Source organism: Rhodococcoides kyotonense (assembly GCF_001645385.1).
GTDB lineage: Bacteria > Actinomycetota > Actinomycetes > Mycobacteriales > Mycobacteriaceae > Rhodococcoides > Rhodococcoides kyotonensis_B.
This window is the reverse complement of record NZ_LVHI01000018.1, coordinates 50,532-64,564: the sequence shown is the minus strand read 5'-3', so window position 1 is coordinate 64,564 and position 14,033 is coordinate 50,532. Positions and strand designations below refer to the sequence as shown.

Annotated in this window: 1 protein-coding gene; it reads left to right on the top strand. The window is 67.0% G+C overall.

Going from position 1 to position 14,033, the window contains the following annotated elements; genetic code table 11:
* Window positions 1–3 precede the first annotated feature (3 nt).
* A complete protein-coding gene (locus A3K89_RS14580; RefSeq protein WP_068427235.1) occupies window positions 4–13,866 on the top strand; it encodes a non-ribosomal peptide synthetase in 13,863 nt (4,620 codons plus the stop codon).
* Window positions 13,867–14,033: the final 167 nt, after the last annotated feature.

Genomic DNA, 14,033 nt, shown 5'->3' with positions numbered 1-14,033 from the left:
TAGATGGTGTCTGGTGGGTCCGGTTCGCAGTCGACGGCGATCGAAGATCTACCGGGGTTGGTCGGACGGGTCGCCGCAGGTCAGGCCGACCGTGTCGCCGTCGCTGTCGGTAGTTCGACCGTCACGTACGGAGACCTGCACCGCGAGATCGGCAACCTGGACACCGCCATGGGCGGAGTGCTCGGCGCCGACGCGCTGGTACCCCTCGCACTCTCGACGGTCGCGCCGGGTGCCGTCGAAGCGGCCGAAGGTGGGCTGGAGGGGATCGTCGCGACCGTCGTCGCCGACGCCCGAGAGGTGCTCGGCGAGGTCGCTGCGGCCCCCGTCGCCGAGACGCTCGTCAGTCGTTTTCGCGACCAGGTGGAGCGCACCCCCGACGCGGTCGCGGTGACCTTCGACGGGACCGAACTCACGTATGCCGAGTTCGACGGCCGGGTCAATCGTCTGGCCCGTCGCCTCGTCGAACTCGGAGTCGGCCCGGACGTTCGCGTCGGTCTGTCGATCTCGCGGTCGCTCGACCTTCTCGTCGCGATGTACGCGATCAGTGCTGCGGGAGGCGCGTACGTTCCCATCGACCCCGGACATCCCGCCGATCGCATCGGCTACGTCGTCGACATCGCCGAGCCGATTCTCGTGCTCACCACGTCGACCGAGAACGTCGCGCTACCGGACGACGTTCGTGCGCTGAACGTGGACACCGAAGATCTGGCGCAGTACGCGTCGGAACCGCTCGTCGACGACGAACGCAACGGTGCGCTCGATCCGGCGAACACCGCGTACGTCATCTTCACGTCGGGTTCGACGGGACGCCCGAAGGGTGTCGCGGTCTCGCACGAGGCCATCGTCGCGAACCTCGACTGGCGGCAGGCCGACTACCCGCTGACCGCCGACGACGTCGTTCTGCAGAAGACTCCCTTCACGTTCGACGTGTCGGTGTGGGAATTCTTCTGGCCGCTGCAAGCAGGCGCACGGCTCGTCGTCGCCGCGCCCGACGGCCACCGCGATCCGGCGTACATCGCCGAGACGATGAGCACGCACGGCGTGACGACCGCACATTTCGTGCCGTCGATGCTGTCGGTGTTCCTCGGCCAGTTCGACTCGGACCAGGCGCCGACGATTCCGAGCCTGCGGCAGGTGTTCGCGTCGGGCGAGGCACTGCCTGCGTCGACGACGGCTCGTTTTCACGAGGTGTTCGACGCCGAACTGCACAATCTCTACGGCCCGACCGAGGCTGCCGTCGACGTCACGTACCACCGCACCGACAGCTCCGACCTCGTGTCGGTACCGATCGGCGTCGCGGTGCCCCGCACCGGACTGCACGTGCTGGGGGAGGGCCTCGACCGCACTCCGCCCGGCGTGCCCGGCGAGCTCTACCTGTCGGGTGTGCAGCTGGCACGCGGATACATCGCCCGACCCGATCTGACCGCCGACCGGTTCGTCGCCGACCCGTACAGCGACTCCGGCGAGAGGATGTACCGCACCGGCGACCTCGTGCGCTGGAACACTGCCGGTGTCTTGGAATACTTGGGCCGCACCGACTTTCAGGTGAAGCTTCGTGGTCTGCGCATCGAACTCGGTGAGATCGAAGCGGCGCTTCTCGCTCAGGAGACGGTCCGCCAGGCAGTGGTCGTCGTCCGTTCCGACGACTCGGATTCCGGGGTCGACGACCAGTTGGTGGCGTATCTGGTCACGTCGACCGGTGAAGCCGACTCCGCTGCATTGGCCGCCGGTATCCGCGGCACGCTGCCGGACTACATGGTTCCGGCCGTGTTCGTCGTGCTCGACGAGTTCCCGCTGAACGCCAGCGGAAAGCTCGACCGCAAGGCCCTCCCGAAGCCCGACGTCACCCTCGCGGCCGCCGAATACCGTGCTCCGGCAACCGAAGTCGAACGCACCCTGGTCGCCGTCTTCGAGGACATCCTCGGAGCCGAACGCGTCGGCGTCGACGACGACTTCTTCGCACTCGGTGGTAACTCGCTCAGCGCGACCCGCGCGATCGCTCGCGTCGGAGCCGAACTGTCGATCAAGCTCGACGTGCGTGCATTCTTCGACGCACCGACCGTCGCCGGTCTCGCGAAGTCGGTCGACGCCGCGCAGGCCGACGGTTCGTCGGCGCGTGAGCCGCTGGCGAAGCGTGAACGTCCCGACGTCGTTCCTCTGTCCATGGCGCAGCAGCGCATGTGGTTCCTCAACCGCCTCGACCCGAATTCGGCCGTCGACAACATTCCGGTCGCGATCAGGCTGTCCGGGCTGCTGGACGTCGACGCGTTGCAGGCTGCGATCTACGACGTCGTCGACCGGCACGAAGCATTGCGCACCGTGTACCCGGAGGTCGACGGTGTCGGTCGCCAGGTCGTGCGTGAGACGGACGACGCCGCGCCCGATCTGCTTCCCGAACGCGTCGACGAAACGGCGTTGTACGGCCGCGTCGTCGATGTCGTGTCGCAGGGATTCGACGTGACGGCCGAGGTGCCGGTTCGACTGCGCCTGCTGCAGGTGTCACCCACCGAACACGTGTTGATTCTCGTCGCGCATCACATTGCGGCGGACGGTTTTTCGATGCTTCCGCTGACGCGAGATGTCGTCACCGCGTACGCCGCCCGCAGCGACGGCAACGCTCCAGGATGGGCGCCCTTGGCTGTGCAGTACGCGGACTTCGCGCTGTGGCAGCGCGCGGTCCTCGGCTCGGAAGACGATCCACGATCGTTGATCTCCGCGCAGGAACGATTCTGGCGCGGCGCGTTGGCGGACCTGCCCGAACAACTGGACCTGCCGTCGGACAGGCGACGTCCCGCCGTGGCGTCGGGACGGGGTGCGACGTACGCGACGAACGTCGATGCATCACTGCGTGGTTCGATCGAGGCGCTGGCGACCGCGCAGTCGGCCACGCCGTTCATGGTGGTGCACGCCGCGCTGTCGGTGGTGCTGGCCCGGCTGTCGGGGACCGAGGACATCGCCGTCGGAACACCCGTCGCCGGCCGCGGCGAGGAAGCACTCGACGACCTCGTCGGAATGTTCGTGAACACGTTGGTCCTACGAGCAATCGTGGATCCGGGCAGCTCGTTCACCGACCTGCTCGCCTCCGTGCGCCGCACCGACCTCGACGCATTCGGCAACGCCGACGTGCCGTTCGAGCGGCTCGTCGAGGTTCTCGATCCGCCGCGATCGCAGGCGCACCACCCGCTGTTCCAGGTGCTGCTCGTGTTCCAGAACCTCGGGGCCACCAGCCTGGAGTTGCCGGGCTTGACCGTGTCCGGAGTCGAGTTCGACACTGCCGTCGCGAAGACCGACCTTCAGGTCACCGTCTCCGAGAACGACGCGCAGTGGAAGCTCGAATTCACCTATGCCACAGACTTGTTCGACGAGTCGACGATCGCGACTCTGGCGTCGCGGCTCATCGGTGTCCTGGGCGCGGTGACCACGGATGCTGCGACCGTCGTCGGTGACATCGAACTGATCGACAGCGCCGAGCGCACGACGGTGCTGGAGACCTGGAACGTCACGAGCCACGACGTGGCCGACGAGTTCGTGCTCGACGCGTTCCACCGGATGGCGTCGACCACGCCGGACGCGGTGGCGCTGTCCTTCGACGACGAGACCGTCACCTACGGCGAGTTCCGTTCGCGTGTGACGACTCTCGCGCGCCATCTCGTCACACTCGGTGTCGGGCCCGACGTCCTGACGGCCGTCGCGATTCGCCGGTCCGTGGACATGGTCGTCGCGCTGTATGCGGTGATCGAGGCGGGCGGCGCCTACGTACCGATCGATCCCGACCAGCCGGCCGAGCGCAACGACTACATTCTCGACGTGTCCGAGGCTCCCGTCGTGCTGACGACGACTCGCGACGATTTCGCCGCGCCGCGAACGAGCGTCGTCCGGATCGACACGCTCGACCTGTCCGACTACCGGGCCGAGCCGTTGGTGGACGCCGATCGTCGCGGGTCGACGCACCCGAATCAACTTGCGTACGTGATCTTCACGTCCGGCTCGACCGGTCGTCCCAAGGGTGTCGCCGTACCGCACCGCGCGGTGGTCAACCAGATCGCGTGGATCGTCGACGAATACGGCCTCGGCGGGCACGATGTCGTCCTGCAGAAGACGCCGCTCACGTTCGACGTGTCGGTCTGGGAACTGTTCGGTGCACCGGCGTCCGGTGCTCGAATGGTCATCGCGCGTCCCGACGGTCACCGCGACGCGACCTACCTGGCCGACGTCGTCGAGCAGAAAGCGGTCACCGCAACCTCGTTCGTACCGTCGATGGTGCCCGTGTTCACCGCCGAGATGGCCGCGCGGGACGCGTCGTCGCTGCGATTGATTCAGCTTGCGGGAGAAGCGCTTCCGGCGTCGGTCGTCACCGGGCTCGCCCGAGCGACCGATGCGCAGGTTCACAATCTGTATGGGCCGACCGAATTCACCGTGCACGCGACGAGCAGGCCGGTGGCAGGCGTCGACGGCCACGCGCTGCACGACACCACGGCACCCATGGGCACCCCGGTGTGGAACACCGCCGCGTACGTTCTCGACGGTCGGCTGAACCCGACGCCCGTCGGAGTAGCCGGCGAGCTCTACCTGGCGGGTGTGCAGACCGCGCGCGGGTACCACGGACGATCGACGTTGACCGCCGAGCGGTTCGTCGCCGACCCGTTCGGTGGCGGACGGATGTACCGGACCGGCGATCTCGTGCGGTGGAACGCGTCCGGCGAACTCGAATACATCGGACGCACCGACTTCCAGGTCAAGCTCCGTGGCCTCCGTATCGAGCTCGGCGAGATCGAATCGGTCGCGCGCACAGCACCTTCGGTGACCGACGCGGTCGCCGTGGTCAAGAGCGATCGCCTCGTGCTGTACGTCGTCGCCGGTACACCGGTCGACCTCGAGGAGCTGCGCCGGACGCTGGCGGCGGAGTTGCCGTCGTACATGGTTCCGGCAGCGTTCGTCGTGCTCGACGCCCTTCCGACCAATGCGGCGGGCAAGCTCGACCGTGCGAAATTGCCGGAGCCAGAACTTCAGGTGCGCGCCTTCCGTGCGCCGTCGACGCCTGTCGAAGAGATCATCGCGTCCGTGTTCGGCGACGTGCTCGGTGTCGAACGCGTCGGCGCGGACGACGACTTCTTCGCGCTCGGCGGTAACTCGCTGATCGCGACGCAGGTCGTCTCCCGCCTCGGTGCTGCGCTGGACACGACCGTCCCGGTTCGTCTGTTGTTCGAGGTGTCGACCGTCGCCTCGCTCGCGGTGCGCATCGAATCCGAGGTGGGCAGGGGCGCTCGTGTCCCGCTGACGCCGCAGGAACGACCGGATCACGTTCCACTGTCGATGGCGCAGCAGCGGATGTGGTTCCTCAACCGCCTGGATCCGGACTCCGCGGTCAACAACATTCCCGTCGCGATTCGGTTGTCGGGCTTGCTCGATCGGCATGCGTTGCACGTCGCGGTCGCCGACGTGCTGTCCCGTCACGAATCGTTGCGGACGGTGTATCCGGAGATCGACGGCGTCGGCTATCAGGAGGTGGTGTCGACTCGGTCGGTCATTCCCGACCTGGCACCGATTCCGGTGGACGCTCAGCAACTGGCCGCGTCGATCGAGGAGACGGTGCTCGCCGGATTCGACGTAACGACGCGTGCCCCGTTCCGTGCGAGCCTGTTCGAGGTGTCGTCCACAGAGCATGTTCTGGTGTTCGTCGCCCATCACATCGCGGCCGACGGCTACTCGCTCGGCCCGCTGACGCGTGACGTCGTGCGTGCTTACACCGCTCGCGCGGCCGGGCTCGATCTCGACTGGGAGCCACTGCCGGTTCAGTACGCCGATTACGCGCTGTGGCAACGCGAGGTACTCGGCTCGGAGGACGATCCCGAATCGATCATCTCCGCGCAGAAGGCGTTCTGGCAGAGGACACTTGCCGGCGCACCGGAACAATTGGACCTGCCGTTCGATCGGCCGCGTCCGGCTGTCGCGTCGGGACGCGGCACGACGCATCGGTTCGACATCGACGCGTCGCTGCGAAGTGCAGTCGAAAACCTGGCGTCCGCGGAACGGGCCACGCCGTTCATGGTGGTTCACGCCGCGCTGTCCGTGCTGCTCGCGCGCCTGTCGGGCACCGACGACATCGCCGTCGGCGCTCCGATCGCCGGCCGCGGTGATGCTGCACTCGACGACATGATCGGCATGTTCGTCAACACGCTCGTGCTGCGGACACGTGTCGACGCACCAGCTCGTTTCGACGAGGTGCTGGCTCAGGTCAGAGAGTCCGACCTGGCGGCGTTCGCCAACGCCGACATCCCGTTCGAACGACTCGTCGAGATCCTCGATCCGGCTCGATCGACGGCACGGCACCCGCTGTTCCAGGTGGCGTTGTTCTTCCAGAACCTCGGTCGCTCCGAACTCGACCTTCCGAACCTCAGCGTCTCCGCAGTCGACTTCGATGCGGGCACCGCCAAGTTCGATCTGCAGGTCGCAGTGTCGGAGCCGACTGAAGGTGACGGCTGGTCGGTCGAATTCACCTATGCGACAGATCTGTTCGACCCGTCGGGCATCGAGCTGCTGCAATCGCGATTCCTCGCCGTCCTCGAGGCGGTGACGACGAACCCGGCATCGGTCGTCGGCGACATCGACGTCACGACCGAACCGGAACGCGACGCCCTGCTGCGCGCATGGAATGCGACGGACCACGAGCTGCCGGCTGCGTTGCTTCTCGATGGGTTCGACGCCGTCGCCGTCGAACGTCCCGACGCAACGGCCCTCGTGTACGAGGGCGTGTCGCTCACGTACGGCGAGTTGTCCGAGCGAGTCGACTCGCTGGCGACAGTGCTGAGGGCGTCGGGGGCAGGACCGGAAACACGTGTCGCTCTTGCCGTTCGACGGTCCGTCGATCTGGTCGTGGCGATGTACGCGGTGCTGCGTTCCGGTGCCGCCTATGTTCCGATCGACCCCGACCACCCGGCCGAGCGCATCGGCTACATCCTCGACGCCGCGGCACCTGTCTGTGTGCTGACCAGGTCCGAGGACGAGTTCACGCCGCCGGTGGACGTTCCGGTCGTCGACGTGCACGCTCGGCCGGAATCCGGCGCGACATTCACCCCGCCGATTCTCTCGCCGGACTCCGTCGCGTACGTCATCTTCACGTCCGGATCGACGGGCAGGCCGAAGGGCGTTGCCGTCAGCCACCGGGCGATCGTCAATCAGATGCAGTGGATGCAGTCCGAATATCGACTGGGCGCAGCGGACGTCTATCTGCAGAAGACCGCGACGACGTTCGACGTGTCCCTGTGGGGATTCTTCCTGCCTCTACGCGTCGGGGCCACTCTCGTCCTCGCGACGCCGGACGGACATCGTGACCCCGCCTACCTCGCCGGCGTCATCGCACGACATGCGGTGACCGTCACGGACTTCGTGCCGACCATGCTGTCCGTATTCGCAGCAGCGGTGACACGGGCATCGATCGCGAGCCTGCGCCAGATCTTCGTCATCGGCGAGGCACTGCCCGGCGAGGCCGTCCGAGACTTCGCCCGCGTCTCCTCGGCGCGCGTCCACAACCTGTACGGCCCGACCGAAGCGGCAGTGTCGATCACGTACGCCGACGTGACCGACACCGCAGCTGGTGCAGCCGTGACCATCGGTGTCCCCGAATGGAATTCGGCGGTCTACGTTCTCGACTCGCGACTGCGCCCGGTACCCGTCGGTGTTCCCGGTGAGCTGTATCTGGCAGGCGTTCAGCTTGCTCGTGGCTACCACGGGCGCGTCGACCTGACGTCGGATCGGTTCGTCGCGAACCCGTTCTCCGAGCACGGCGCTCGCATGTACCGCACCGGTGACCTCGTGGAGTGGCGTGCCGACGGCACGATCGACTACATCGGTCGGACCGACTTCCAGGTGAAGTTCCGCGGACAGCGCATCGAGCTCGGCGAGATCGAGGCTGCCTTGGCCGCGCATCCGTCCGTCGGTCTGTCCGCGGCTGCTGTCGTCGCCACCGATGCCGGTGATCAACTCGTCGGTTATGTCGTTCCTGCGGGTACCGACACCGTGGACACGGACGCACTGCGCGCGGCACTGGGGCAGACGCTGCCGACGTACATGGTCCCCGGCGCAATCGTGGTACTCGCCGAGTTCCCGCTCAACACGTCGGGCAAGCTCGACCGAAAAGCGCTTCCGGCACCGGAATTCGCCGCCCGACAATTCCGTGCACCGTCCACGCCGGTCGAGGAGATCGTCGCGGGAATCTTCGCCGAGGTACTCGGTGTCGAACGCGTCGGTCTGGACGACGACTTCTTCGCGCTCGGCGGTAACTCGCTCGTCGCGACGCAGGTGGTATCGAGACTCGGTGCGGCACTGGACTCGTCGGTTCCGGTCCGGACGCTGTTCGAGGCGCCGACCGTCGAGGCGCTGGCGGCAGGCGTCGAATCGCACACCGGCGGACGCGTCGCACTGACGGCGATGCCGCGACCGGACCGGATCCCGCTGTCGCTCGCACAGCAGCGCATGTGGTTCCTCAATCGGCTCGATCCCGGCTCGGCCGTCAACAACATTCCGGCAGCGGTGCGGTTGACGGGAACGCTCGACGTCGACGCGCTCACCGCGGCGATCGACGACGTCGTCGCACGGCACGAGATCCTGCGCACCGTGTATCCGGAGTCGGACGGCACCGGCATCCAGGTCGTCATGCCGGTGGCGTCGGGACGCACCGATTTCCGTGTGGAGACCGTCGCCGAGGCCGATCTGTTCGACGTCGTGACGACGCTCGTGACGGAGGGCTTCGACGTCACGCGACGGGTCCCGCTGCGTATCCGGCTTCTCGAGGTCGGCGAGAACGAGCATGTGCTCGTCGTCGTCGCGTATCACATTGCCGCAGACGGGTTCTCGATGATTCCGCTGATGCGTGACGTGATCACCGCGTACGTGTCGCGTGCCCGCGGTGAGGAACCCGGCTGGACGCCACTGCCGGTGCAGTACGCCGATTACACGCTGTGGCAGCGCGAGGTCCTCGGATCGCCGGACGAGAAGACGTCGCTGATCAGTAAGCAGGAGACGTACTGGACCACCGCGCTGGCCGGGCTCGACGACGAGATCGAACTTCCGACGGACCGGGCACGGCCGTCGGCGTCGAGCGGTAGAGGTGCGGCGCACTCGCTGACGCTCGACGAGACCACGACCGCAGCAATCGACCGGGTGGCTGCCGAACGGGGCGTGACCCCGTTCATGGTCGTGCACGCAGCGCTGGCCGTCTTGCTGTCGCGCGTGTCCGGCAGCGAGGACGTCGCCGTCGGTACGCCGGTCGCCGGTCGCGGTGAGGCCGCACTCGACGACGTCATCGGCATGTTCGTGAACACCCTGGTGCTGCGGACGCAGATCGACGGCTCGCAGAGCTTCGGTGACGTTCTGGCTCAGGCACGCGAGGTCGATCTGTCCGCGTTCGCACATGCGGATCTGCCGTTCGAGCGGGTCGTCGAGGTCCTCGATCCACCGCGTGTGCAGGGACGCCACCCTCTCGTGCAGGTCCTGCTGACGTTCCAGAACTTCTCGTCGTCGTCCTTCGAACTGCCCGGGTTGACGGCAGCCGCGGTCGATTTCGATTCGGCCGTCGCGAAGATGGATCTGCAGGTGACGGTCTCCGAGCCGCACGAGCAGTCGGACGGTACGCGTGGTCGGTCCGTCGAAATGGTGTACGCCACAGATCTGTTCGACGCGGACACGATCACGGAGCTGGGTCGCCAGTTCGTCGCGGTTCTACATGCCGTCACGGCCGACGTCGAGATCGCCGTCGGCGACATCGAGTTGGTCGACGCAGGCGAACTTCACTTGTTGGTGCGTGGGGTCAACGCGACCGATCACGCCGTCGACCCGTCGGCGACGTTGGTGTCGATGTTCGACGCGCAAGTGGCGCGCACACCGGATGCCCCCGCGTTGACGTTCGACGGCCGGACGATCACGTACGCACAGTTCGACGCCCGCGCGAACCGGCTCGCCCGGTACCTGATCGGTCGCGGGGTCGGTCCCGAGTCGACGGTCGCCGTTGCCATCGGGCGATCCTTCGAGCTGATGGTCGGCATCTACGCGGTACTGAAGGCCGGCGCTGCCTACGTGCCGGTCGATCCGTCGCAGCCGACGGAGCGCATCGCCTACATCCTGGACACCGCACGCGTCGCGCTGACGCTCACCACGACGCGCGATCGCGGCGATGTCGGCTCCGAACTGCCGATCGTGATCGACGACCTCGATGTCGCCGAGTTCTCGGACGCGCCGGTGACGGACGCGGAACGCAGGAGGCCGGTCAGCGCGTCGGATGCGGCGTACGTGCTCTTCACGTCCGGATCGACGGGCAAGCCGAAGGGCGTGACGATCGAGCATCGCGCGATCGTCAACCGACTGGTGTGGATGCAGGCCGAGTACGCACTGACGCCTGCCGATCATGTCGTTCAGAAGACGCCCACCACGTTCGACGTGTCGGTGTGGGAGTTGTTCTGGCCGTTGCAGATCGGTGCGCGTCTCGTGATCGCCCGCCCCGACGGCCACCGCGACCCGGTGTACATGGCACGCTTGATCGAGGCCGAAGGCGTGACCGTGGCGCACTTCGTGCCGTCGATGCTCGGTGTGTTCGCGTCGGAGCCGGCGGCGTCGGCGGCCGGGTCGTTGCGCTGGGTGTTCGCGTCCGGTGAGGCGTTGCCGTACTCGACCGCGAAAGCCTTGTCCGACGTGCTGCCGTCGACGACTCTGGTGAACCTGTACGGCCCGACCGAAGCAGCCGTCGACGTGACGTATCACGAGGTCACCGATACGGACACCGCAGGCGTTCCCATCGGCCGACCCGTGTTCAACACGCAGGTCTACGTGCTCGACGCCAGGCTGCGTCCCGTGGCAGTCGGCGCAGTGGGCGAGCTCTACCTCGGCGGTGTCCAGCTGGCTCGTGGTTACGCGTCGCGTCCTGACCTGACGGCCGATAGATTCGTCGCCGATCCGTTCGGCGACGCAGGCGAAAGGCTCTACCGCACAGGCGACTTGGTGCGCTGGAATCGCGAAAGCGAGCTCGAGTACATCGGGCGTTCCGACTTCCAGGTCAAGCTGCGCGGTCTCCGTATCGAGCTCGGGGAGATCGAAGCCGCCGTGCTGGCGGACGAGTCGGTGGCGCAGGCGGTCGTCCTGGTGCGTGGTGAGCGTCTGGTCGGTTACGTGGTGCCCGCTGCCGGGGCGTCCATCGACGTGGGCGCGGTGCTGACGTCGGCGGCCGAGGTGCTGCCGGAGTACATGGTGCCGTCGGTGCTGCTGGTACTCGACGCGCTTCCGCTGGGGCCGTCGGGCAAGTTGGATCGAAAGGCGTTGCCGGAGCCTGTCTTCGAGGCTGCGGAATTCCGCGCCCCGACCACCGATGTCGAGCGCATCGTGGCCGAGGTCTTCGCGGAGGTTCTCGGTGTTCCGCAGGTGGGACTCGACGACGACTTCTTCGCGCTCGGCGGTAACTCGTTGATCGCGACGCAGGTGGTCTCGCGCGTCGGTGCGGCTCTCGATGCCGAGATCCCGGTGCGGACCATGTTCGACGCGACCACCGTCGCGGCGTTCGCGGCAACGGTCTCCGGTCTGGCGGGCACGGGTGTTCGCCCGGCCCTCACCGCGGGGCCGCGGCCGGACCGTATCCCGCTGTCGCTTGCGCAGCAACGTATGTGGGTGCTGAACCACCTCGACCCCGAGTCCGGCGCATACAACATTCCGCTGGCAGTGAAGCTCACCGGTGATCTGGACACCGACGCGCTCGGACATGCGGTGGCAGACGTCGTCGCTCGGCACGAGTCGCTGCGCACGATCTACCCGTCCGACGCCGACGGCCCGCAGCAGCGAATTCTGGCTCCGGCCGACGTTGCGTTCGATCTGACGCCGCGCGTGGTCGACAGCGAAGCCGACGCGACCCGCGTCGTGGCCGAGCTCGTTCTCGGCGGGTTCGACGTCGCAGGTGCAGTACCGGTTCGCGTCGGTCTCGTTCGACTGTCGCCGCGGGAGCACGTTCTCGCGCTCGTCGTGCATCACATCTCGGCCGACGGTGCGTCGATCGCTCCGCTGGCACGCGACGTCATGGTCGCGTACTCGGCGAGGGTCGCCGGTCAGGCGCCGGAGTGGACGGAACTGCCGATCCAGTACGCGGACTTCGCGTTGTGGCAGCGGGCCGTCCTCGGAGCCGTCGACGACGCCGATTCGGTTGCGGCGGAACAGCTGAAGTATTGGACGAAGACGCTCGCAGGCATTCCGGACGCACTCGATCTGCCGACCGATCGGCCACGTCCGGCCATGCAGTCGATGCAGGGTCGATCCGTCGACTTCGACCTCGACGCCGAATCTCATGCGCAGCTGGCCGCATTCGCGCGTGACCGCGGCGCATCGCTGTTCATGGTCGTGCACGCCGCACTGGCGGTCCTGCTCGGACGTCTGAGCGGCAGCAGCGACGTCGTCGTCGGCACGCCGGTGGCGGGTCGAGGAGCAGCCGAACTGGACGAGCTCGTCGGCATGTTCGTCAACACGCTTCCGTTGCGCACCGAGATCGATCTGGGTGGAACCTTCTCCGGGCTCGTCGACGAGGCACGGACGGCCGATCTCGGTGCCTTCGGTAATGCCGACGTACCGTTCGAGAACGTCGTCGACGCTGTGGTGCCCGCGCGTTCGCAGGCGCGTCACCCGATCTTCCAGGTAGCGCTGTCGTTCCAGAACCTCGAACGCGTGCGACTGGATCTGCCGGGCCTGACGGTCGAGGGTCTGGATGCGGGGGAGTTGGGCGCCAAGTTCGACCTGCAGTTCACCGTCGAACCACGGACGGACGCCGACGGCAACCCCGCGGGATTGTTCGGATCCCTGCTCTACGCAACGGATCTGTTCGACTTCTCGACCGCTCGGACGTTCGGTGAGCGGTTCACGCGCATTCTGCGTTCGGTGGCTGCAGACCCGTTCGTCATCGTCGGCGACATCGACATCATGAGCGAACAGGAACGGACCCTCACCCAGGCGCATGCCGCGCCGGAGGCCGACACCGCGCCTGCCTCGTCGGTGTCGCTGGACAGGTCCCTGCCGCAGGTGATCGGCTCTGTCGTCGAGCTGGATCCCGATGCTCCTGCCATCGCGGTCGACGGAGAGGAACTGTCGTACCTCACCGTCGAGGGTCGCGCTGCCCGATTGGCACGAGTGCTCATCGGTCGGGGGGTCGGACCGGGAGACAAGGTCGTCGTGACGGTGCCCGTGTCGGTGGACTGGGCTGTCGCCGTGCTGGCGACGACGTTCACCGGGGCGGCCGTCGTCGTGGGCGAAAGCGACTGCGACGCACAGACACTCGTCGAGGCCGTGGGTGTTCGGCTGGTCCTCGGACGAGACGGATCCGACGTGCCCGAGGGGCCGGAGGTGCTCGAGGTCGACGACGCGTCCGTCGTCGGTGCCGTCGCCGATGCATCGCCCCGGCCGATCGCGTACTCCGAGCGCACACGTTTGCTCGATCCGTCGGACCCCGCGGTCGTCGTCGTGACGGGTGACGGAACCGTCGACGAGATCGGACAGAGCACGCTCGTGGCTGCGCTGACCGAAGCGAACGGGCGATACGGAGTGACATTCGAGTCACGGCTTCTCGCTGCGTCCGACGCCGGCGATGCATGGCAACTCTCGACCCTGTTGGCCGCAGGTGTCGTCGGAGCGGCGTGGGTCGTGCCGAGCGGGGACGGCGAGCTCGCGGACCTCGTCCTCGACGAGTGGGTGACGCACGCGTTCGTACCGGCGGCCGACACGGGCGAACTCGGCGGTGACGACTTCGAGGATCTCGACGCCGTCGTGGTCACCGACGGCGGCTCGGCCGACGAACCGGACGGCGTGACGCTGTTCGTCGGGGAGAAGCCGTTCGGCCGAATGCAGTAGTTCGACGCATACCGGGCAGTGCCAGGAACGACACCATTCGAACGGTGTAAAAACTGCAAATAGCTTGAAATTTGCGGTTTTAACCAACCGAATGGTTTACAGTGATCGGCGTTGTCATCCAGCAGCACGGTGTCGGCAGGTGGACGCGCGTGCGCTGGATCAGTCGA